Here is a 24,809-nt window from a genome sequence, read left to right as displayed (position 1 = left end):
CTTCTTTTAAATAGCCTTTAAAATTCCTGTAATTTTGTACTCCATTAGATTTAATATATGTCCGTAGTAGAATATAAAAAAGAATTAATACCAACCTTAAAAAAATATTTTGGTTACGATAGTTTTAGACCGCAACAAGAAGAAATTATCTCATCGGTTTTAGAACAAAAAGATGGACTTGTAATTATGCCAACAGGTGGTGGTAAATCTATTTGCTTTCAATTACCATCATTATTATTCCCTAAAACTACATTAGTAGTTTCTCCTTTAATTGCTTTAATGAAAGATCAAGTTGATGGTTGTAATGCCAATGGTATTGCAGCAGCGTACTTTAACAGCAGTCAATCGGCAGAAGAGCAACAGGCAATTATTACTAAAATTACTAAGGCTGAATTAAAATTAATCTATGTAGCTCCAGAAAGTATGCCTGCATTAGATAATATTATAAATGAAACGTATATAAGTTGTATAGCTATTGATGAGGCGCATTGTATTTCATCTTGGGGGCATGATTTTAGACCTTCATACCAGCAGTTAGGTTTTTTAAAAAAAACTTTACCCAACACACCAATAATTGCATTAACGGCTACTGCTGATAAAGCTACTAGGCAAGATATTGTTGAACAATTAGGCATTCCGCAGGCAAAACATTTTATTACTTCTTTTGATCGCCAAAACATAAGCTTAACTGTTCGCCCAGCTGATGGTCGTGTAGAACAAATTTTAAGTTTTATAGCAAAAAGACCAAAGTCTTCAGGTATAATTTATTGTTTAAGTAGAAAAACTACAGAACAATTAGTAACTAAATTAAAAGCTAAAAGTTTAAAGGCTGAAGCATACCATGCAGGTTTGAGTTTTGATGAACGTAGCAAAGTACAAGAAGATTTTATTTTTGATATAACTAAAATTGTATGTGCTACCGTTGCTTTTGGTATGGGAATAGATAAATCTAACGTACGTTGGGTTATCCATTACAATATGCCTAAAAATATTGAAGGCTATTACCAAGAAATTGGCCGTGCAGGTCGTGATGGTTTAACCTCAAGTGCCCTACTCTTTCATAGTTATGCCGATGTTATTCAGTTGAGAAAATTTACTGAAGGCGCTACAAATCAAGAGGTGCAAATTGCCAAACTAGAACGTATGAAGCAATTTTCTGAGGCAACTACATGCCGACGAAAAATATTGTTAAGTTATTTTGGTGAATTATTAGCCGAAAATTGTGGTAATTGTGATGTATGCAAAAATCCGCCACAAGTTTTTGACGGTACTATTATTGCTCAAAAAGCACTTTCTACCGTTGCTAGAATTAGAGAAACTGAAGCCATTGGTATTGTTATTGATATTTTAAGAGGTGCTAAAAATGCCACTATCCTTGAAAAAGGATTAGATAAAGTAAAAACCTATAATATTGGTCATGATATTTCATGGAAAGACTGGCAACATTATGTTATTCAGTTAATTAATCAAGGTATTCTTGAAATCTCTTTTCAAAATAATAATGCATTGAAATTAACGGAATTTTCTAAAAATGTACTTTTTAATGGAGCAAAAGTTTCTTTAACAAGACCAATTGAAATTGTTGAGAAAATTGGCAACCCAAAAACTAAAACTACTAAAGCCAGAAAAAGTGGTGGTTTGTATGAACGTTTACGTCAATTACGTCATAAAATTTCATTGGAGGAAAACATACCGGCATATCTAGTTTTTAATGATGCTACGCTACAAGAAATTGAAGCAGAGCGACCACAATCTGATAATGAATTTTTAGAAATTAGCGGAGTTGGTCAACGTAAACTAGAGGTATATGGTGATTTGTTTATGAATGAAATTAAAGCTTTTAATGATGAGAAAAAATCTAAAAAAGCAGACACACATAAAGTCACTTACGAGTTATACCAACAAGGTTTGTCTATTGATGAAATTGCAGAAAAACGAGGTTTAAAATCACCTACTATTTTCTCACATATTGCAAAATTATATACGGAAGGGAAACCTATAAATATTTACGATTTTGTGTCTAAAAGTGAAGTTGAAGCTATTAAAAAAGCTAAAATAGAACTTGATAGTCCGCCTGCTTTAAAACCTTATTTTGATCATTTTGAAGAACAATTAGATTACTTTAAAATCCGCTTAGGTCTTGCTGTTGTTGAAAAGAATGAATAAAGACTATATTAACAAACAAAAAAAGACTGCTAATAAGCAGTCTTTTTTTGTTTTAAGTAATTGGTGAAAACCTAAACTTTTTTAACACGAACGGCATTCATACCTTTCATACCTTTTTCAAGTTCAAATTGTACCATATTATTTTCTCTTATCTCTTCTAAGCAACCGTTAATGTGTACAAAGAATTTTTCTTGAGAATCTGTATCTTTAATAAAACCATAACCTTTAGATTCGTTAAAAAACTCAACGCGTCCTTTACGTACTGGATCTATTTCTTCGTCACTTTCTTCCTTTTTAGGTATACCAAGAACTATGCTTTCAGCATCAACTTTCACTTTCTTTGTTGGATCTGGTGGAGTGTCAACTAAATGACCGTTTTCATCTACGTAAACAAACATGCTATCTTGCTCTCCACTTGCTTTACGCATTTCTTTTTTCTTCGCTTTCTCTTCACGTTTTTTCAAACGCTTTTTTTCTCGTTCTTTTTTACCAAAGGTTTCTTGTGCTCTCGCCATTAAAAATATAAGTTTAAATTATTATTAGACTCGCTTGTGATAAGCTGTCGTGAAGTCATTGAATTATATACTACTAAGATTAGCTTCAACGCTTTGGTTGTCATTTTAATCTTTGGTAGAATTTGCAATAACAGATAGATATAAGAGTTCTTTACTCTTTTCTACTGATACAAAGATAGGTAGCTTTTTTTGATATAAAAAAAAGTTTACGTTAAGCTTGACAAATTAATGTGAATTTAGTAGATAAAATACATTTTTTAGTCAAAAACCGTACTTTTTCACACAAAACAATCTAAAAAATTTCTTATAAATTAACTTTTAGACTACAGAAATAAGTTACAAAATTAATAAAATGTGAAATTATCCTTAACAAAATAACAATACATCGATTAGAAGTTAAATTACAACTAAATTAGCAACGTAAAATACAACATATTTTAAACGACATCGTTTTAATTGAAAAGTAACTATTTATAACAATTCGGATATGACATATTTATCTCCACAAATTGAAGCATTAGCTAAAAGAAAAAAAGAAAACTCATTAATTAAAAAAGAGAATTCTTGCGGTATTTTTCAAGACTACGGGAATGATGAAACTATAAAAGAAGAACAGACAGAAATATAACATACAAATGCTATACTTTGGGTTTTACTTAAAGTATAGCATTAATTCCTCTCTACTATATATAACGTAGTAACTCGTATTTTGTACCCTAAAAAAAGTAAACCTACTACCCTAAATTCAATTTCAATTTATTTTTCATACATAATTTTCAAATGTATTTTGATGGCATAATTGTTGCTTAAACTTCTGTAATTAAAAACAATCAGTATATTACTGATAACATTATTAACAATGTTTAACAGTAAATACCTAAAACAATTATAATTTTACAATCAAAATAGCGTTGTTACGCTTGAACATTAATTTTTATGACTATGAAATTCAATTTAAAATTACCACTATACATTTTAGCGTTGGTAGCATTATTTTCTTGTGGAAATGCAGAAGATGATGTTTTTTTTAAGGACAGTTCTGATTCTAGCAGTACTTCAACAGATTTAGGAGAAGGCGAAACTGTTGATGATTGCCTGGGGCTTGATGAAAGTGAACTTATTTTATCTATACAAGACCAATATACAACATTACCAGGTAAAGTATCTATATTTTTTAGAGTATCAGATACTGATGGCGACCCTGTTTCTGGTTTGACTGCCGATGATTTTACTATTTATGAACAAGGGCAGAATGATGATTGTTTTAATACAATATCAGCATCAGAGTCATATGCGAGAATCTCATCAAACTCACAAATATTTAAAAACAATACTTATTTGGTATTAGACTTAAGTAATAGTGTATTAAGTAGTAGCCTTGATGAATTAAAAACAGGATCAATTAGTTTTATTAATAATGTGATGCCTACAACGGAGAGTGAATCTACCCAAATGGCTATTTATTGGTTTGATGGTGAAGATGAATTACACTTACTAAATGAACTTACCTCTTCTATTGATGATTTAACAACAGCTATTAATTCTATTACAGATGATATTAGTAGTGACCCATCTACTGATTTATATGGTGCTGTAATTAAATCTACTGACATTGCTGAAGATTTTATTGATGAAACTGAAGATGATGAAATTATTGGTGCCGCATCAATAGTAATATTTACTGATGGTACAGACCAAGCTTCACGATATACTGAAGAAGCCGCTCTTGAAGCTGTTGCTGATGCTGATTTAAACATTTCATACTTTACAATTGGTTTAGGTAGTGAGATTGATACTGAGGTTTTAGAAAGTATTGGAAAAACTTCAAGTGTATTTGCAAGTAATACTGCTGAATTAGAAGATACCTTTAATGAAATATCTTTAATAGTATCAGAAAAAGCAAGTAGTTATTATCTTTTTGAATATTGTAGCCCTAAACGTGATGGAAGTGGTGACAATAATTTAGCTATTCAAGTAACTTATAATTCAAAACAAGGTGCAGTCCAGACAAAATTTAATGCGGATGGCTTTACTGGTGGTTGCGAATAACACACAATAAATCAACATATTAAAGGGCTACCAAAATTTGGTAGCCCTTTATTTTTTCAATTAAACGTCTTTTTTAATCTTTTCATCGTAAATAATTACCAAGAATAACAATTGATTATTTTAAACAACTAAAATATAATTAGAATGAAAATGAAGAAATTATCAGTAATTGCAGTTTTATCTATCATGACATTGGGTTCATGTGTTTCTAAGAAAAAATACGTGGCTTTAGAGTCTGACTTAAACGATACAAAAAGCACTTTAGTTAAAACGCAAGTAGAAAAAGAAGAGCTTGAAGATAAAATGTCAAAAATTGAAGCTAGAGTAACTGAGTATAATGAGAAAATTAATTCTCTTAAAGATGTTAATGATTCTCAATACACAAGTGTGGGTGATGTAGCTGTAATGAGCAATAACACAAAAGACAAAATGAGAGAAACTTTAGCTAAAGTTGATCCTGCTCTTTTAGCAAATGCTACTACATTAGAAGATTCTATAAACGTTGCGATATCTTACAACTTAAAAAAATCTATCTCTGACGATGATAATGATGTAAATATTAATGTTGACAAAACTGTTGTTATGATTAACATTTCTGATAAATTATTATTCAATAGTGGTAGTTATAGAGTAAGTACTAAAGCAAATAACATTTTACAAAAAATTGCTGACGTAATTAATTCTGAACCAAGTATGGAAGTTATGGTTGAAGGTCATACAGATTCTAGAACAATCAATACTGAAATGTTCCAAGACAACTGGGATTTAAGTGTAAAAAGAGCGACATCAGTAGTTAGAATTTTACAAGATAAATATAACGTAGCTCCTGAAAAATTGATTGCTTCAGGTAGAAGTAGCTATATGCCTTTAGTAGATAACGATACTAAAGAAAATAGATCTAAAAACAGAAGAACTAAGATAATTATCATTCCTAATCTTGATAAATTCTTTGCCTTATTAGATTCTAACAACTAATAAGAAAATTTTACTAAATTGATTTTTATTAAAGCGAGATACTATTTAGGTATCTCGCTTTTTTATTACAACAATTTTCTATCTAAATATCATTGCGTTTGAAAAATGTCCTTTTTTATCTTTTACATTTATTAGAAAACCATTTATAACAACATATTCTATCTCACCATTCTTTTCAAGATAAAATGTAGGGTTTACACCTATATTTAAGCGTAAATCTGTTGGAGTTTCAAAAGTTGAACTCACTACATTAATAGGTGCTGGCGAAGCCAAAGCTTCTTTCGAGATTGTATTTAAAGTAACATACAAATACCCTTTTTCCAATAAACTATAAATATCAATAGTTGTTAGCTCGTTTAAAGATGAAATTTTAGTAGGGTATAATTTTCCAGGTTTAATAGTATAACCTGAAGCATTAAAAGTTTCATAACCGTAATAGGTAGATAAATCTCCTAAATCCATGATACGACTACTATACCAAAAGTCTGAATGTTTCTTTTTATCAACTTCTGGCCTTTGAATACCAATATCCATCTTATAAATATTTCCTAAAAGCGGATAATTTATATTTTCTATTTTTAAATCGAAAAGCTTTCTGTCATTCTCAGGTATTTTTTCATAGTCATCAATAGCAATTGCTTCATAACTTTTATTTGAAATCGTATAAATTGCCGAAAGTATCGATACATAATTCAACTTTCTAATTTCTTGTTTTTCGGGATCATTTGCATAACCGCCAGATTCAATTAAAATAGCACTTGTACCCCATTTTTGAATATTGTCACCAAAAGCTCTCGGTTCAAAATCATCATTATACCTACCAACTTGTCCTGGTGCGTATTTTTGAATAATTCGATTCATAAAAACAATAATTTTCATTGCATTGCTACGAACCTCATTTATATCTTTTTCATAGTTATATGCTGGTGCTAAATACGAAATTGTTGCGGGTTTAGCTGTTCTTTCTGCATTATAATAAGTACTTTGGTCATGTAAATTAAATCCAAAATCTGCATTTAAACTATCTCGAACTCTTTTTAAAATTTGACCTTCAGGAGATTGTAATTGCAGAGCATCTCTATTAATATCAATACCCAAAGTATTTCTACGTTGAAAAACCTCTGCTCCATCAGGGTTTAGCATTGGTAAAAAATGCAAACGCAAATTACTTAGTATCTCCTCTTTTTCGGTTTTAAAATCATCACTATCAAAAAAAATTAGAATATCAAATATTGCTTGTGTCGCAGTTGGCTCATCTCCATGCATTTGTGACCATAAAAAAACATCAGTTCCTCCTGTACCAATACTTATTAATGATATTGAACGTCCTTCTATTGATTCTCCAACTTTCTTTACTGTATACCCCTCTTTACCTTTATATTGACTAATTAAAGGCTGTATATCTTGATGCTTTATTCTTCTTTTTGTAATTGAAGTTTCTTTATATTTTTCATAAGTATCATACAAAGAAGTTGTTATGTCTTTTTCTTGACTTAATAAAGACATTGAACACAATACTGTAATAATGGTAATTCTTATTTTCATAAATTGAAATATTATTTTTTAGGCACGGACTTAAAATTTAATTGTTTAGTAGCTCTTTTCACTTTTTTCATAAAATTTTCTCCAGGGTCTTCTTTTACGGTTCTATAATTTTCGTCTTTTTCTAACCAGAGTTTATGACCAATAAAATTGGTGTACTCATAATGCCCAATTAAATACTCAATATCATATTTAGATTTTAAATAATTAATTAACCAAACATTCGATTTTAATTGTGCTCTAGTTAAAGGCAAATCGTGAGTGCCACCAACATTTTCAATACCAATAGCACAATGGTTTAAACCTATCACATGCCTAGCCATAGTAGTCTCTGGTAATAATTGATATATTGTACCATCTTGATCAACTAAAAAATGTGAAGACACATTTAAACCACTAACCGAATTTATATCTGGTCGCCAATTGGGCAATGTAGGGTTATAAAACGCTTCAAAAGATTTTTCTAAAGTTGGTATAACTGTCCAATGCAGTACAATCATTTTAGGAATTATCGTAGGGGTATTTTGCTCTAAACCATAACGTTCAGCTAAGTATTCTAAACTTAATTGTTTTCTTTCTTCATTAAAAACAATAGGTTTATCGACTATAGTTTTGGTCGAATTGCATGAGGTAAAAAACACCAACGTACTTATAAACAGCAATAATTTATACATAAATTGAGATTAAAAAAGACACTTAAAAATACAATAATCAGTGAACAGTATCTTTTACTGTAAGACTATCTTTTTTAGGAAAATAAAAAATAGTAAGTTTTCTTCGTCCCCAATCTAATGCTTTTTGTTTGTTCTTTCCCATAAAAATATCAATTTTATTACGGTGTTTAAAATGCATTTTATCTTTAACATAAAATGTATCCGGAATAGTATCAATACGAACCATTGTATTGTAATCCAAACCTTTACGTAGTAAATCTCGGGAAATCGCAATAGCTTTCATTCCAGGTTTTAAAGTGTCACCCCAAGCGGCAATATCAGAATCGTATGCTGTAGTTTGTGACGGGAAAGTATTATATGCAGTTACCGTAACATCTAATGGTATCCAATCTTTTAAATCTAATTGCTCCTTCTCTTTTTGTCCACAACTAATCATAAAAAGAAATAAAACACTAATACAACACCAATTAAACCTCATAAAAAACCTCTAAGACAAAAATTATTGTTTTAAATATACTGTATTAAGTAGTTAACCACAACTATTCAGTAATTGACAACAATAGTTATGTGAATGCGTGTATGAGTACTACATTTATAAAGTAATTAAGAAATAATAATTTTTTTCATTTTCATATAGTGTTCTCGTTTAAAGAGCTTTGTTCACAAGACAAAGCTCTTTTTTATTATATGAACTTGAATGGTGAGATCTATTTTGTTTTTACAATTTGAGCATTGTACATAAAAATATCTTGCATACGCTCCATACGCTCATCAAACTTTGTTGAGAAAACAATATACTGGCATTTATCAAGACTTTCAGGAGTTCTAATCAAATCGGAATATGCACTCGCTTTCACCAAAAACTCAGCATCTTCCACAATAAAAAGTTTCAGCTTTGCTAAATTAATTCCGTTTAAGTAAAATATTTTATTCAATCGTTTTGGAGTTGCGATTACAACATCAACTCCGTCATAAATATCAGCTCTTTGATCTTCTAAACTTTGCTCATCATAAGCACAGTAAACTCTAATATCCATCCTACGAGTAACTTTATCAAACTCATCTTTTAAGGCTAAAGCTGCTTGTTTGTCTTTTACAAAAATTAATGCTCTAGGTGCATCTTCAAAAGCTTTGCATTCTAATTTTTGTAAAGTTGCAATAACAATAGCTGTACTTTTTCCAGCTCCATCAGGTGCAATACCATACAAACTTGCGCCTCCTTTTATTTTAGAAAGTATATTTTTTTGAAAAACAGTAGGCTCTGTAATTTCAACATTTGCTAAAGCTTCTTTTAGTTCTGGATTTAATTTTTTAAACGACATACAAAGTTTTATTCGTAATAATTATTAGTAAAATACACTTTTTAAATATACACCACATCTTTAAGCTTGTTCACAACAATAGTTATAAAACAACGAACAACCGGTGTACCTTAGCAGTGTAATAAAAACGAAATAAAAATTTTCATTTTCATATAGTGTTCTCGTAAAAAGGCCTTTTCTTAATTGAAAAGGTCTTTTTCTATTTATAGCATTTACAATGCGACTAAGGAATCCATTTATTTTTTCCGAAATCTGGCTTACGTTTTTCTAAAAAGGCATTTCTACCCTCTTTTGCTTCATCAGTCATATATGCTAAACGTGTTGCTTCACCTGCAAATACTTGTTGCCCAACCATACCATCATCTGTCAAATTCATAGCGAATTTTAGCATTTTTATTGACGTTGGTGATTTTTCTAAAATCTCTTGAGCCCATTGATAAGCAGTATCTTCTAACTCATCATGAGGAATAATAGCATTTACCATTCCCATTTCATAAGCTTCTTGCGCAGAATAGTTACGTCCTAAAAAGAAAATTTCTCTTGCCTTTTTCTGACCTACCATTTTAGCTAAATAAGCAGAACCATAACCACCATCAAAACTAGTAACATCGGCATCTGTTTGTTTAAAAATAGCATGCTCTTTACTCGCCAAAGTTAAGTCACAAACTACGTGTAACGAATGTCCGCCACCAACTGCCCAACCAGGTACAACAGCTATAACTGCTTTTGGCATAAAACGAATTAAACGTTGAACCTCTAAAATATTCAAACGGTGCATACCATCTTCTCCAACATAACCTTGATGCCCCCTAGCCTTTTGATCGCCACCACTACAGAAAGAATAAATTCCGTCTTTAGTTGAAGGTCCTTCAGCAGAAAGTAATACTACACCTATAGAAGTATCTTCTTGCGCATCATAAAAGGCTTGGTATAACTCACTTGTAGTTTTAGGTCTAAATGCATTTCTGACATTTGGCCTGTTGAAAGCTATACGCGCTACTCCATTAGATTTCTTATAGGTTATATCTTCAAATTCTTTTACCGTTTCCCAATTAATATCGCTCATTGTATATTTTATCTTTATCGGGTTAAAGATAAGTATTCAAAGGGTAAATATGAAGTATGCGTATTGAAGTTGAAAAGAATCTTATTTGTTTTTAGCCTCAATCCAACGAGACATATACTTGGTGCTTTGCATAGATTGATGCATTAATAAAGAACCAATAAAATTTGAATTACGATGCATTTGAAGGTTATTTTGAACTTTATTAATAGTGTTTATTAACTTTTCTGCTAAAAAAGTTCTATTATATTCAGTATTAACAACCTTAAAGCCAACTTGTTGCGCTTTTTTGTATGCTATTTCATCAGTATAAATTTGAACAGCTTTATTTGCAAAATCAACCTCATTACCAAAAGCAAACTCATCAAAATAAGTTGTTTTGCTCATTCCTTCTGCGCCTATTAGCGTTGTAATGCTTGGTGTTCCGAAACGCATTCCATCTAAAAGTTTTCCTTTTAGACCTGCTCCAAATCGTAAAGGAGCCAAATTAATTCGGGCAGCAGTAAACGTTTCTTTCAAATTATCAGCAAATCCTTCTACATAAAAACCTTCAGTGGGTTTATGCATTTGCATAATTTGTTGCGGTAAATAGGAACCATAAATATGTAAATTAACGGTTGAAAGTTGTTTTCTAATTAACGGCCAAATCGTTTTTTTTAACCATAGAACAGCATCAACATTAGGTGCATGTTTACCATTACCAATACAAATAAAATCTTTTCTAGTATCATATGTTGATAGTTCATTATTTTCAACCTCAGAAATAGACTTTTCCATAAAAGGCAAATGCAATAACAAACTTGAATCTAGTTGTACATGTTTTTGCAACAACTGCATTTCAACACTCGAAATAATTAAAGAAATATCACACCTATATATACTTGCAATCTCTCTTTTAGCAACATCACTTTGTAACCAAATAGCTGTAGAAAAAGGAATGTTTTTTTTATACAAATCTGCCCTAACTGTTCTCAAACTATGCAAATCTTCTGTATCTAAAATTCGCAATGCATTTGGTACATTTTCAGCAACACGCCAACCAAATTGTTCTTCGGTTAAAAAACGATCGTAAACAACAATAGTAGGCTGTAATTCTTTTATAAAAACATCAAAACCAGCATCGTTTAATTGAATAGGAACCATTGAGACTCCTAATTTTTCTAAGTCAAAAGATAAATTTGAAGTAGTTGCTGTACTTGAAAAAGTTACTTGAAACTCATTAGTAATAAAGACTTTAATTAACTGCATAATTCGAGAACCCGCAGCTGTTGAAGGTTCTGGCCAATTAACACCTATAAAAAGTACTTTTTGCATTTAATATTATAGCTTATCTGAAAATTTCTGAGAGATTTTCAAACGTAATTTACGTTCATAATCTTCAGCTAACCACTCTTTATAATTTTTGGTATTATTCATTATACAATAGGAATACAAACGTACTCTGTATTCTATCTCGTCTTTTAGTTGTTTAGCCAAAATACGAGCATCAAAAACATCTTCACTATTCTCAAAACATATTTGAGCATGCTGATTGATACTTTTCTCTAATACTAATTTAGATTTTTTACCTGCAGAAAATACTTTTTTGTATTCCGCTTTCACATCAAACTCAAGAGAAGCAGAATTTGAAAATTGCTCTTTTAAAGAATCTGGCATTTCATATACGAAGTTGCGCTCAATTTCTTCATCATTCTTAATATTTTCAAGATAAAAATCTGGAAACAAGAAAATTTCTTTCCAATCTATAGGAGCATCCCACATACCAAAACGCGCAACATTGTTACCCATATCAAGCACTGTAAACTTGTCCTTATTTGGTAAAACGCGAGAGCCTCTACCAATCATTTGAAAGTATAAAGTTAATGATTTTGTTGCCCTATTTAAAATGATTGTTTCTACCGTAGGTTCATCAAAACCAGTTGTTAATATACTCACAGAGGTAAGTATTGCGCCTGGAGTTTCAGAAAACCATTTAAGTATTTCTTTACGCTCCGTAGCATTGTTTTTATTATCTAAATGACGAATGTTATAACCTGCTTTTTTAAAAGTTTCATACACATAAATGGAGGTATTTATACCATTATTAAAAATTAAGGTTTTGGTACCTTTTGCAATATCTTCATAAGCAGAAACAAGCTTACTTAACATGCTAAAATTCCCATATAATTCCTCAGATGATTTTACTGTATAATCACCACCAACTCCTAATTTTAAGGTCTTTAAACTAACATCGCGATTGTAAACTTCTGCTTTTGCTAAAAAGTTTTTATCTATCAACGATTGTATGGATTCACCTATAATAAGTTTCTTATAGTTATCCTTCATAGGAAGTTTAACATTAGAACTTAACGGTGTTGCTGTTACCCCTAAAATTATTGAATTTTCAAAATATTTGAATAGTTTTCGGAATGAATTATAATGTGCTTCATCAATAATAACAAGTCCTATATTATTTATTTCAACTTTTTCTTCTTGTAGCCTATTATTAAGTGTCTCAACCATAGCCACAAAACACTTATATTCATCTTGGTCTTTTAACTCTTTAACATTGCTATTTATAATCTTGTTTTTTACACCAAAACCATTCAACATTCTAGAAGTTTGAGCACCTAATTCGATTCTGTGGGTAAGTACCACAACTTTTTTATTGCGCTCTCTTATAAAACGCCTTGCAATTTCAGAAAACACCACAGTTTTTCCACCACCAGTAGGCAGCTGGTATAACAAATTCACATCATCATTTGATTCGTCAAAATATTTAAAAATCTGATCTAAATCTTTCTGTTGATAATCGTAAAGCTTCTTTTCTTTGATTTTTTGCTGCAAACTTAAAGCGCTTTTAGTTAAAATTTATTCTCAATTTTTACTTAAAAAAATCGAAAATGCCAATTTTACAAAACTAGCGGCTTTTTGTGCCTAAAAGAAATTTTAGCTATTCAAAATATTAAAAAAATAACTATTCTATTTTATCTAAAGTTCTAGAAAAATCTTCAAAGTTAAGCCAGTCTTGCTTTTCAGCTTCATTATAGATTGTAACGACCCTATTTTTAAAATCGGCCAACAAACCATTTTGAGAAATATAAACTACTGCTTGATCAAAAGAATTATGCATGCTTTTGTAAAAAGTATCGGCTACTTTTTTTTCAGAAGAAAATGATTGTGCTATTTCAATATTATACAACATAACATCAGCAACTAAATGAGCCTCAACACCTAATTTTAAAAAATGTTTTATAAATTTTTGTGCAATAGATCTGCGCAATCTTGCTCGTTTTCGCTTTAAAGGATAATACTCATTAGAGATTTTAACTTTAGCGTCTTGAATTAACTTATCTTCTTTAGGATTAAATATAAAATTATAATATTCTTTGACCAACGGAAAACGATCGTAAAGATCTAATAATTGTAATTCCAACTCTTTTTTGGGTAGTTCTGAAACGTACTCCTTTAAGGCTCTTTTGCTCATGCTTACAAAGATAGAGTTTAATGAAAAACTATTGACAATTACACCTATTTCTTAATTTTTTCACAAAAAGCAATCATTTATTCATATTTGTTTTGAAAAGTCAATAAAAAAATGTATTATGTAACTTCGAACAATAAATAGATATATGAGGCAACTAAAGATAATTAAGCAGGTAACCAATAGAGAGTCAAAATCGTTAGATAAATACTTGCAAGATATCAGCAAAATCGATTTAATTACAGCAAATGAAGAAGTTGATTTAGCACAGCGAATTAGAGAAGGAGATCAAGTTGCTTTAGAAAAATTAACCACTGCAAATTTAAGATTCGTAGTTTCCGTAGCAAAACAATATCAGAACCAAGGATTAACATTGCCAGATTTAATTAATGAAGGAAATGTTGGTTTAGTGAAGGCTGCAAAACGTTTTGATGAAACTCGTGGTTTTAAATTTATATCTTATGCTGTATGGTGGATTAGACAATCTATTTTACAAGCACTAGCAGAACAATCACGTATTGTTAGATTACCATTGAACAAAATTGGTTCTATCAATAAAATTAAAAAAGCGTTTTCATACTTAGAACAAGCACATGAAAGACCACCTTCAGCTGAAGAAATTGCTAAGGAATTAGAAATGACTGTTGGTGAAGTACAACAATCGCTTAAAAATACTGGTAGACACGTATCAATGGATGCGCCTCTAAAAGAAGGTGAAGATTCTAACTTGTATAATGTAATTGGTTCTGGAGAATCTCCTAACCCTGATAAAACTTTGTTACAACAATCTCTTAATATTGAAATTAATAGAGCTTTAGAAACATTATCTCAACGTGAAGCTGATGTTGTTAAATTATACTACGGTATTGGTGATCAACATTCTATGACGCTTGAAGAAATTGGTCAGACTTTTGACTTAACGCGTGAACGTGTACGTCAAATTAGAGAAAAAGCTATTCGAAAATTAAAACATAATTCTCGAAGCAAAATTTTAAAGACTTACTTGGGGTAATTTTTACTATCACAATTAATAAAATAATAAAGGCTCACTTATTTAGTGAGCCTTTATTATTTTAAGAGCAGTTGAGCTCATTAATATTATAATTTCCTAAAATTTCATTTAAGCTATTAATGAAATTTACATACGCAGTGTTGTCATTCTTGTTTGCCATAATATTTGTTTTCTATTAAAGGTTGATTCTAAAAAAAATCTAATTCAACTAATTCATTTAAACTTAAAATCTCATTTAGGTCTTGTAAGAAGGTTAGGTATTCTTCTCCGTAAGTATCGTATAACATATGTAGTAAGATTTGGAATAATTATAGTATAAATATATTTGAACAACAGAGTTTCTACAAGATAATGTGGTGTAATGCTTAAAAAGTGTTGTAAAACTTAGTGAAGTTTAAGTTAAATATTTTCAAAACTTAAATTGGTAACTAAAACCTAAAGTTGCCGCGTAGAAAAAATTATTCGCATCAAAACTCAACTCTTGCCTTGTTACACCTAAAAATGCTCTATACGGGTTTGAATTGCCCTTTGTTGTAAATTGATACTCTAAGTTAAGTTGTTGCGACTCCAAATAAAGAATTGTTTCAGCAAGCAAAACATTGTCACTTATAAATTGTTTTAAATCTGAAGAATAACCATAAGTAAAATTTAAGCCCAAATAATTGTACCTATCTTTCAAATATTTTCTGGCCATTAAATTTCCTGATAGATTGAATGTGTTATTTTCTGAAGGTGTTACATAGCCACGTAATAAAAGATAATAATTGCCAGTGTACAAACCGTAAGAACCAGTATAAATAGTTACTTTGTTTGTAATAAAATCTAAAAAACGAACTCCTAAAGAAGCTTCCATGTTTTTAGGTAAACCAGTGTAAACCTCCGCTCCTGCTCTATGTTTAGGATAAATACTAGAATTCGAATATCCGTAATTTAAATACGCATACACCTTATCAGAAAATTGCGGATAGGCATCTACTTCAAATTGAACTCCGTTAGTATTAAAACGATTGCTATAATTTATTTTAGGTATTATTTTACCATATTTAGTAGTTCTACTATACGCAAGACTACCATAATACATAGGATCATATTCAACATCAAAAATATCCATAGCCGCTGTAACTTCTATACCATTTTTAAGCGTATCGTTTTCTACAATGAGTTGTTGTTCAATTTTGGGGTTTTCAATTGCATCAATTGCTTTCTCTTTTAATTTTAAAAAGTTATAATTATCTTTAAAATACAATAATGCTTTATTTGATAACCCTAATGCTGTAGCATAGTTTTCAGCATAAAACTCATTATTGATTGCACTAACCCAAACTTCTCTATTTTCATGATGTTTTGATAAAATTCTATTATATAAAGCACGAGCTGTATCATAATCACCATCCCAACTGTATGTTTTAGCTTTTAAATTTTGTGCATCAATATAGTCTGGATATTTAGTTAAAATTAAATCTAAAGTATCTCTTGCTACATCTCGTTTACCTTCAAAAGCTAAATTTTGAGCTATTAAAAATTTAGATTCTAGGTTTACAATTTCCGGTGGATCTAAATTTAATAACGCTTTGTGGTTTAATTTTAAAAGCTCTTTATCATCTTTAAATATCAATAATGCTTTATTAGACAATCCTATTGCAGTATTATAGTTTTCAGCAAATAATTCATTGTTAATTGCACCAACCCACACTTCTTTATTTTCTTGTTCTCTTAATAAAATTTTATTAAATTCCTCTCGAGCTATATCATAATCGCCATCCCAACTAAAAGTTTTGGCTTTTAAATTATGAGCATCAACATAACTTGGATACCTACTTATAATTACCTCTAAAGTATCTCTGGCTATTTCTCGCTTACCTGAAAATGCTAATTGTCGCGCTGTTTCAAATGAACCATCAGGGTCTTCAACTTTAGGAGGATCAATAAGGTATTGAGCTTTGTTTTTTAATTTCAATAAATCTCTGTCTTTTTTAGCAAACAACAATGCTTTATTCGCTAAACCCAAAGCTATTTCATAATTTCCTGCTGAAAATTCATTTTCAATAGCACTTATCCACACTTCTTTACTATTGTGATCTTTTGTTAAAATTTCATTGAATTCACTGCGAGCAACATCATAATCACCATCCCAACTATGTGTTTTAGCTAATAAACTTTTACCTTCAACATGATTAGGATAATCCTTTAATAGTAAAGCCAAAGTGTCTCTTGCTACCTCTCGCTTACCAGATAAAGCAAGTTCCTCCGCTATTAAAAATGACGTCTGAGGGTCTTCAACATCTCGAGGATTAATTTTAAAAGTTGCTTTATTTTTCAAAGCCAACAAGTCTTCATCATCCTTAAAATGAATTAATGCTTTATTTGACAAACCTAATGCTATTCCATAATTTCCTGCGTAAAATTCATTTTTTATAGCACTAATCCATACTTCTTTAGTATTACGTTCTTTTGATAAGATTTTATTAAATTGACCACGAGCTACATTATAATTACCCTCCCAACTGTAGGTTTTAGCTAATAAATTATGAACATCAATATAATCAGGGTATTCAGTAAGTATTAATACTAAAGTATCTCTCGCTATTTCATTTTCACCTGAAAAAGCAAGTTCTCGCGCCGCAAGAAATGAAGCATCAGGATTACCTTTATAGACATCAACACCTTGTGCATTTACAGCTAAGAAAAACAGACTAAATAATAGTATATGTAGGAATTGTTTTAAATACATGTTATTCTACTGAAGCTAAAAAGACTTCTATTTTAAGATTTGAGATTTTGGGATTTTCAGGATTTTCTTTAACGCGATGATACGCTCTAGCTATTTTTTCAACTAATTCTGGACTATTTATGGTGTTAATTTCAATCTCATCAAAAAGGTAGAGTACTTTCTCATTTTCATCCGACCAGTAACAAACATCTAATAGTGCCTTATAAGTATCATCGTAAGAAGTATTTAATACTAAACATTCTTCAAACACTTGAATTGCTTTTTCGTAGTTGCCATTCCAAGCATATAATCTACCTTCTAAAATTTTTGCATCAATATGATTTGGAATTTCTGATAGAATATATCTTATAAGCAATTGAGCTTTTTCATAATTTTTATCAAATGCAAATTGACGTGCTTTTTTATAAGCATTATCAAAATCATGACCATTAAACTGACTGTTTATCCAGACAATTTCCTCATTAGTAAACTGGCTTTTTTTACCATTTTTAATATCAACATTTTTTTCTATAACAAAAGTGGAAACTAAGTACTGAGTCTTATTCTCATTTATAGGCCTGCCTTCTGTAAATAAAGTAGCTATAAAAACAGTTAAAAAAACAATAGTTAACGGAAACATGTTACTTATATGATGGTAAAATTTCACAGTTAACTTATAGAAATACACAAAAAGAAAAAGTAATGCTATTAGCCCAATTACCCAGTAAAATAAAAAACCAGGTGTGTTATGAACCAAGAAAACACTATCAACAAAATTATTATTGAATATACTTGCCTCATACGGTGTATACTCTAAAATAAAATAAGACATTAATGCACTTTCTACAGACAACAAAACTAATAAGCATCCATAAATAAATTTGAATCCTTTTTTAGGTTTAAAATATTCTATCAATCTAAAAAAAGATACCAAAAGAATACCTATAAAAGAACTATAGCCCAAATGATGAACAACTGACAATACAAAACTTACATTAAAAATACTATCAATAACTCCTTTAAAGTATAGCATTGCATATTGAAAAACAGAGAGTACGACAAGACAAAACAAGAAGGCAATAATTAGCCTCGTGTACTCTCTTAAAGTAGTTTCTTTATTTTTTTCGTTAGTTAACTGCATCTATATTATTATGTTGCTTTGGCAAACCCTTTCCTTGTAATTGTACCCCAACCTGATTTTATTTTAAATAGTTTTTTATAATTACCTCGAACTGCAGCAAAAACCACTATTGGGTGAAAAATAAAGGGTTCAATTAGCGCACAACCTATTAATTTTAAAATATCAGTTGTTTTATTATATTGATTATATGAGAAAACTTCCCATAAAATGGCGTATAAACTAAACATGATTGAGTACATATAAATCACGCTTGTTATTGCTATAAAGAATGGCAAATTTATAATACCTAAATAATAGAATAGTATGATTGAAAAAAAACCAAAAAACTCTAGCAATGGCGCCAACCATTCGTAAAAAAACCAATACGGGTAACTTAACAACCCTAATCTGCCATACTTAGGATTAAAAAACATTTCTTTATGAGTGTACAAAGTTTCTAAATTACCTCTTGACCAGCGATCGCGTTGGTTTATTAATATTTTTCTACTTTCAGGAACCTCTGTCCAACATAATGGATCAGGAATATATTCAATAGTATGCGGTAATTTATTTTCTACCATATACCTGCGCATTCTAAAAATAATTTCCATGTCTTCACCCACAGTATTGGTATCATAACCCCCAACTGCCAAAGCAATTTCACGATCGAAAAAACCAAATGCTCCTGAAATAATAAGTAGACTATCAAGCCAACCAAAAGCCATTCTACCTAGCAAAAAAGATCTTGTATACTCTAATAACTGAAATTTCGCTAATAGGTTTTCTGGTAGATTAATTTGTTCTAAAGCACCACCATTAATAACACATGAGTTAGCTACCCGTATTACACCACCTACCGCTATTACTCTTTTTTCTGTTTGTTGGTAGAATGATTTTACAACATGTAATAATGCATCGGGCAACAACAAGCAATCAACATCAATACAACCAACGTATTGATTAGTTGATAAATACATACCTGTATTTAAAGCATCAGACTTGCCACCATTTTCTTTATCTATGACTGTAAGCTTGGCAAAAGAACGATGTTTAGATTTATATATACCTCGTATAGGTTTTGATTTCCAATTGGGATCAATACGTTGTTCAATCTTCTCTAAATCATAAGCGTCAATCATTTTTTGCATGGTATCATCCTTACTACCATCATTAACAACCATTACTTCATAATCAACATACTTTAACGAAAGTAAAGACCTTATATTTTCAACAATTGTCATTTCTTCATTATATGCGGGCGCAATAATTGTAATGCTTGGTGCTAATGGAGAAGCCATTACTTTTGACAAATCACCAAAGCTGTTTTTGTCTTTATAATGAAGTGAATTACGTGTAGATAAATATCCCATTAATGTAAAAAATGTAAACAGCACGACAGTAAACACAAAAAACACAATGTTTATATAATCTAATATGATATTGAAAACACCGTTATCCATTAAACTTATCTTTTGATGAATTTGGGAATTCTAAATATTTATTAAAAAAATTACGCTCATCTTTAGTCAAACCTCCATTAGCTTCAACAACATTGTTAAACCCTTCTGTCTCTTGCCTCTCTTTAGATATAAAAGGCTTTAAAGTATCCATGTGAAATTCAACTTCTAAAATATCAAAAGGTTTAGGTACTACAACTTCTTCTTTTAGAAAGCAAAACTCTAAAGATTTTAATTGAGTATTATGTATAACTTGTATTTCATTATCACGAAGAAGTACATTTACATTCTCTACAATTTTAACCTCTACATCTTCTTTTTTAGCGGTAGTTTCATTTTGCTCGTAATCAATACCATTCTCTAACAGATCTACACTTTTTTCTAACTGAAGCTTAACCTGTAAAGCTCTTTTACGCACAGCTTTATTTCCATGATCGATAAGAGTTTGTAAAAAAAGTGCTTCTTTCTTAGATCCTATTTCAACCATTTGATCAATCATGAACAATTTGGTTTCTAAATCACAAAAATTGAAAAGTGATTCAAAAACACTGCTTTTACTACCTTTTGTTTGAATAGAGTTATCATCAATAATCCCCACCTCACGTTCCGTTAATATGTGTTCAATTATTTCTTCTTCTTCCTCTGTTAGATCTACCTTTAAAGTTTCTTCTTTAATATTAACTTTAATTGAACTATTTTCTTCAGGTGTTAAAACTTCAATATTCTCTGTAGGAACTACTGTTCCCGGTAAAATTGAATTAATTGAACTTATTGCTTTGCTCTTTACTAAAAAGTTTGATTCTTTATTTTCGACTGTTTCTAAAAATGCGATATCTTCTTCAAAACCAAATTCAGCCAATGTATCTAATATTGCAATTTTAACATCAACCTTATTCTTCCAAAAAACCGCTTTTAATTGTTTTCTTGAATTTGTAAAATTGAATTTTTTTATACAGTGTATTGCTTCTTTTTTAATTTGAGCATCTTTATGTTTTACTAATGTTATGATTGATTTTTCTCCATCATTTTGATCATAATGCTTAATCAACCTTAGCGAAAATAAAACAACATATTTATTTTTTGATGTAAGCCATTTGTAAAATCTTGGAGGATCAAAATTTTCCAAATTGGTAAGCACCTCTAAAATTTTAAGCTGTTGCCATTCAGATATTTTATATTTTGTGTTATCTAAAAAATAAGAGATTCCTTCGTGTAATAAAGTAACTGTAGATATTTCAGCTTGCTCCCTTACAACTGGTCGCCTATCATTAATAAATTTACTTATAAAACCATAATATTCAGTAGCTTGCATTTGTGTAAGCTGAAACATACCTCTAGCAACTTTGACCCATTTAAAACTATGTAAGCATTCAAAAGCATATTCATCAAGATGTAAATCTCTATATAATTTAAAAAGAACCAATCTGGTTTCTCCAGACACATCAATCTTAAGGTCCAGCAAAATCTCAGTTAAAACAGCTTTATTCTTATGATTTTTTAATAATTCTCTAATCTCAATTTTTTTATTTATGTAGCTATTTTTTTCAGGTAGAGAGCCCTCTTTTTCATTATAAAATAAAAATTCACTTACAAGTGGAGTAAGCTCTTTTTTTCGCTTAGCTTTATCTACATTGTGTTTTTTAAGTTTTGATTTATAATAAAATATACACGAAAAATATACTACAGATAAACCTCCAAACAAGAAAGTCAGGTCCCAAATTAAATCTTGATGAATTAATGGGGCCTTTACTAAACTATATATATTTAGAGTCGGGAGCTTCAATTTATAGGTTGATTTATATTACTTTATTGGTTAATTCTTTTTTTAAACGTAAAATTAATTCTGCAGGACTTACAGGTTTAGATAAAAAATCATTAGCCCCTAATTTAAAAGCGTTTAAAATATTTTCTTCATTACCAGCCGATGAAAGAATGATAATAGGAATATCAAGTTTTAAGGTATTTCGAACATAGTCAGTAATTTCTAATCCTGAGAAATAAGGCATCATAATATCACTTACAATAATATCAGGTGTATTATCTTTTAGGTATTCTTTAATTTTTTTTCCATCAGTACAAATAGCTACATCAAATCCTCCTTTTTTTAATCGAAAATTTAATAGAGAAGCTAATAGTTCATCATCTTCAGCTAATAATAATTTAATTGTACTCATAAGGCTGTCTCAATTATTTGTTTTTTAAATCCGTTATAAAACTATCTATAGCTTTTTCTACTAATCCATATTCAGTTAAAAAACAATCATATAGAAAATTTAAATATTTAATATCTTGATCTTGCTTACAAATGGTATTCATTTGTTCAACTATACGATACAAACCAAAGGTTTTCATCAATTTTAAACCTGCTTTAATTTTATGAGTATTAAATCTAATTCCTTCAAAATCAGAGTTTTTTAAATTAATTTTAGTTTTTCCAATAAACTCTACTGCATTATTTTTATATAAACGCACTAACTCTTCAAGAACATCAGTTTCGCCAAAACATTCTTCTAAAACATTTGACAAATCAACATCTAATTGGTCTGTCTCATTCAATCTTGATACTATTGGTTGCGAATCCATACTATCTTTTATATTTAGGGGGTTAATTTGAGTGGTTAGCTTGTGTAATAATTTTTTTGAATCAAATGGTTTTAACATATAGTCATTTATACCACTTTCCTTACACAATTTTTTATCTTGTATTGTTAAATCTGCTGTTAAAGCGATTATAGGTATCGTATTTATTTTTGATATTTTATTCGCCCTTATCCTTTTTGAAACCTCAAACCCTGTGGTTTCTGGCATTCTTAAATCCATAAGAATAACATCAATTTTCTCATTTTCTAAAATGCCCATACCCTTTTCAATCATATCGGTTACATAACATTTACATCCCCAATTTTCTAATCTGTTTTGTATTAGTTTTTGATTTAGTATGTTATCTTCAAACACAAGAATACTCATTGTTTTAATTTGCTCTTCTTGTTTTGATAAGTCTATATCTACTTCTAACGACCTGTCTTTTTGAACGTAACTACTTACTATATAAGGTAATGTGAAATTAAAAGTTGTACCAACACCTAACTCACTATATACATTTATTTTACCTTGTAATGTTTCAATTATATGTTTAACTATACTTAAACCTAAACCTGTGCCTCCGTAATTTTTTTGGGTATCAATTTCTGCTTGTTTGTAATAATCGAATATGGTATTTAGTTTACCTTTTGGTATTCCTATGCCTGTATCTTTTACATAAAAATCTAAGGTTAGATTTTTAACATCTAAAATCTTTACAGCTATTTGTAATTCTATACTTCCTTTATTTACAAACTTTATAGCATTACCTAATAAGTTTAATAATATTTGAGAAAGTTTTGATGGGTCTCCATTTATAATTGAAGGTACATTATCAGCAATGCTAACCTTAAAATCTATTTCAGGGTTAACAATTAATGTTTTGCATAAGTATGAAACATCTGTAATAAGGTTTCTTAAATTGAAATCTACATTTTCAAAATGTGAAGTCCCTGAACTTAATTTTGAATGCTCTAGAAGTTCATTAATTAAATTCAGCAATGTATTTGAAGCTGATTGTATTGCATTTACATGAGTTTGTTGTCTCTCTGATAAATCTTCTTCTGCTAATAAATCTGTAAAACCGATAATACCATTTAAAGGGGTTCTAATTTCATGACTGACTTTTGCAATCAGCATTTCTTGAGAATTATTTAAATGTCTATTTGGTTGAAGTTTAGTGACAGTCTTATTTTTTTCAACTTCAGCATCTCTAGTCTTACTGTCTAAATTATCTTTAAAAGACATTATAGACTTTTTCAATTCAGCAGTTTCTTGTGTACTTAGTTCTTCAAAAGAAAAGCTATTTAGCTTTGACTCAACTTTTGAAAGATAAGAAAGTAGTTCGTTAGACTTCAAATTTATAGTGGTATTTGGTTATGTCACTATAAAAATGCCCTAAAGTGGTTATTTGAACAATAAAATGTTACCTATTGGAGTATTTATGTTGTAAAAACAACTATACGTGAAGTCTAATATCGTTAAAATGTGTATTTTACAGATATAAGCACAATTTTGTACTATTTCTTAAAAATTAAACACAATTTAATAATTAACTGATATACAGCTAATTGATATAACTATTATAAAACACCAATTGAAATAAAAAAATTAGCGTTTTATAATAGAATTTTATTAATACTAAATAGCAATTATAACTTTTCTTGAGACGCTAAACGATCTTTAACATACTCAATTTTAGTTTTACCATGAGCAACTGGCTTGCCGTTTTCACCTAAGTTTACCATAATAATATTATCTACAGTAACAATAGTTTCATGTGTCATTTTATTACGCACCTCACAGTTAAGAGTAAGTGATGATTTACCGAATGATACTACTTCAATACCAATTTCAACCACATCGCCTTTTACAGCACTACTCATAAAGTTAATTTCAGACATGTATTTAGTAACCACTTTTTTGCTCTCAAGCTGTATTATACTATACAATGCCGCTTCTTCATCTATCCAAGCTAATACTCTACCTCCAAAAAGAGTTTCGTTTGCATTTAAATCTCCTGGTTTAACCCATTTTCTAGTATGAAATCGCATATTTTTCTATTTTATGATACAAAATTAGTAAAGAAATTTCAGGATAAATAACAATATTCATAAATCATTTTTCGTTTTTTGAATATGAAAAATGCCTGCTTACAATT

At 29.8% G+C, this 24,809-nt stretch carries 21 protein-coding genes; 5 read left to right on the top strand and 16 right to left on the bottom strand.

Going from position 1 to position 24,809, the window contains the following annotated elements; translation table 11 throughout:
- The first annotated feature begins 57 nt into the window (after positions 1–57).
- Positions 58–2,166 (top strand): DNA helicase RecQ, encoded by a 2,109-nt coding sequence (gene recQ / locus KO500_RS07370; protein WP_215955878.1) that lies wholly within the window; start codon positions 58–60, stop codon positions 2,164–2,166.
- Between the two features lie 71 nt (positions 2,167–2,237).
- Here the strand turns inward: recQ and KO500_RS07365 are convergent, their stop codons facing one another.
- Entirely contained in the window at positions 2,238–2,681 is a 444-nt protein-coding gene (locus KO500_RS07365) for a cold-shock protein (protein ID WP_215955877.1), read from the bottom strand.
- 487 nt (positions 2,682–3,168) lie between these two features.
- On the opposite strand from KO500_RS07365, the gene KO500_RS07360 reads away from it, so the two are divergent.
- From KO500_RS07360 to KO500_RS07350, 3 genes are all read left to right on the top strand, one after another.
- Entirely contained in the window at positions 3,169–3,309 is a 141-nt protein-coding gene (locus KO500_RS07360; protein ID WP_215955876.1) for a hypothetical protein, read from the top strand.
- A 314-nt stretch (positions 3,310–3,623) separates the two neighbouring features.
- A complete protein-coding gene (locus KO500_RS07355) occupies positions 3,624–4,730 on the top strand; it encodes a VWA domain-containing protein (protein ID WP_215955875.1) in 1,107 nt (368 codons plus the stop codon).
- Between the two features lie 150 nt (positions 4,731–4,880).
- A complete protein-coding gene (locus KO500_RS07350) occupies positions 4,881–5,705 on the top strand; it encodes an OmpA/MotB family protein (RefSeq protein WP_215956049.1) in 825 nt (274 codons plus the stop codon).
- Between the two features lie 78 nt (positions 5,706–5,783).
- Here the strand turns inward: KO500_RS07350 and KO500_RS07345 are convergent, their stop codons facing one another.
- The 8 genes from KO500_RS07345 to KO500_RS07310 all read right to left on the bottom strand — a co-directional run bounded on the left by KO500_RS07345 (position 5,784) and on the right by KO500_RS07310 (position 13,772).
- Positions 5,784–7,250, bottom strand: coding sequence for a M14 family zinc carboxypeptidase (locus KO500_RS07345; protein ID WP_215955874.1), 1,467 nt, complete (start codon positions 7,248–7,250; stop codon positions 5,784–5,786).
- 11 nt (positions 7,251–7,261) lie between these two features.
- On the bottom strand, positions 7,262–7,921 hold the full coding sequence (locus KO500_RS07340) for a peptidoglycan recognition protein family protein (RefSeq protein WP_215955873.1): 660 nt from the start codon (positions 7,919–7,921) through the stop codon (positions 7,262–7,264).
- A gap of 37 nt (positions 7,922–7,958) precedes the next feature.
- Positions 7,959–8,357, bottom strand: a complete 399-nt coding sequence (locus tag KO500_RS07335; RefSeq protein ID WP_215955872.1) for a 3D domain-containing protein — start codon at positions 8,355–8,357, stop codon at positions 7,959–7,961.
- A gap of 271 nt (positions 8,358–8,628) precedes the next feature.
- The gene (locus KO500_RS07330; protein WP_215955871.1) at positions 8,629–9,243 is read right to left on the bottom strand and encodes a DEAD/DEAH box helicase; all 615 of its coding nucleotides are present in this window, start codon (positions 9,241–9,243) and stop codon (positions 8,629–8,631) included.
- Between the two features lie 223 nt (positions 9,244–9,466).
- Positions 9,467–10,309, bottom strand: coding sequence for a 1,4-dihydroxy-2-naphthoyl-CoA synthase (locus tag KO500_RS07325; RefSeq protein WP_215955870.1), 843 nt, complete (start codon positions 10,307–10,309; stop codon positions 9,467–9,469).
- An 81-nt stretch (positions 10,310–10,390) separates the two neighbouring features.
- Positions 10,391–11,620, bottom strand: coding sequence for a glycosyltransferase (locus KO500_RS07320; protein WP_215955869.1), 1,230 nt, complete (start codon positions 11,618–11,620; stop codon positions 10,391–10,393).
- Between the two features lie 6 nt (positions 11,621–11,626).
- The gene (locus tag KO500_RS07315) at positions 11,627–13,132 is read right to left on the bottom strand and encodes a DEAD/DEAH box helicase (RefSeq protein WP_252732443.1); all 1,506 of its coding nucleotides are present in this window, start codon (positions 13,130–13,132) and stop codon (positions 11,627–11,629) included.
- 130 nt (positions 13,133–13,262) lie between these two features.
- On the bottom strand, positions 13,263–13,772 hold the full coding sequence (locus KO500_RS07310) for a DUF6155 family protein (RefSeq protein WP_215955868.1): 510 nt from the start codon (positions 13,770–13,772) through the stop codon (positions 13,263–13,265).
- A gap of 145 nt (positions 13,773–13,917) precedes the next feature.
- On the opposite strand from KO500_RS07310, the gene KO500_RS07305 reads away from it, so the two are divergent.
- The gene (locus KO500_RS07305) at positions 13,918–14,781 is read left to right on the top strand and encodes a sigma-70 family RNA polymerase sigma factor (RefSeq protein WP_215955867.1); all 864 of its coding nucleotides are present in this window, start codon (positions 13,918–13,920) and stop codon (positions 14,779–14,781) included.
- A gap of 409 nt (positions 14,782–15,190) precedes the next feature.
- Here KO500_RS07305 and KO500_RS07300 read toward each other — a convergent pair whose 3' ends face one another.
- From KO500_RS07300 to KO500_RS07270, 7 genes are all read right to left on the bottom strand, one after another.
- Positions 15,191–17,512: a YaiO family outer membrane beta-barrel protein gene (locus KO500_RS07300; protein WP_215955866.1), complete on the bottom strand. Its 2,322-nt coding sequence runs from the start codon at positions 17,510–17,512 to the stop codon at positions 15,191–15,193.
- A gap of 1 nt (position 17,513) precedes the next feature.
- Complete coding sequence (locus KO500_RS07295; protein ID WP_215955865.1) at positions 17,514–18,632, bottom strand: tetratricopeptide repeat protein; 1,119 nt, start codon at positions 18,630–18,632, stop codon at positions 17,514–17,516.
- A gap of 8 nt (positions 18,633–18,640) precedes the next feature.
- The gene (locus KO500_RS07290) at positions 18,641–20,071 is read right to left on the bottom strand and encodes a glycosyltransferase family 2 protein (protein ID WP_215955864.1); all 1,431 of its coding nucleotides are present in this window, start codon (positions 20,069–20,071) and stop codon (positions 18,641–18,643) included.
- Positions 20,064–21,851: a HEAT repeat domain-containing protein gene (locus KO500_RS07285; protein WP_215955863.1), complete on the bottom strand. Its 1,788-nt coding sequence runs from the start codon at positions 21,849–21,851 to the stop codon at positions 20,064–20,066. Before KO500_RS07285 ends, KO500_RS07290 begins: the two co-directional genes overlap by 8 nt.
- Positions 21,852–21,864: 13 nt before the next feature.
- Positions 21,865–22,242 (bottom strand): response regulator, encoded by a 378-nt coding sequence (locus KO500_RS07280; protein ID WP_215955862.1) that lies wholly within the window; start codon positions 22,240–22,242, stop codon positions 21,865–21,867.
- A 13-nt stretch (positions 22,243–22,255) separates the two neighbouring features.
- Positions 22,256–24,007 carry an ATP-binding protein gene (locus KO500_RS07275; RefSeq protein WP_215955861.1) on the bottom strand — a complete coding sequence of 584 codons (1,752 nt, stop codon included), beginning with the start codon at positions 24,005–24,007 and terminating at the stop codon, positions 22,256–22,258.
- Between the two features lie 293 nt (positions 24,008–24,300).
- Positions 24,301–24,702 (bottom strand): acyl-CoA thioesterase, encoded by a 402-nt coding sequence (locus tag KO500_RS07270; RefSeq protein WP_215955860.1) that lies wholly within the window; start codon positions 24,700–24,702, stop codon positions 24,301–24,303.
- Positions 24,703–24,809 lie beyond the last annotated feature (107 nt).

Origin of the sequence: Cellulophaga baltica (genome assembly GCF_018861125.1) — a bacterium.
Taxonomy (GTDB): domain Bacteria; phylum Bacteroidota; class Bacteroidia; order Flavobacteriales; family Flavobacteriaceae; genus Cellulophaga; species Cellulophaga baltica_A.
Note: the sequence above shows the minus strand (reverse complement) of the source record. Positions and strands in the feature narration are given on the sequence as shown.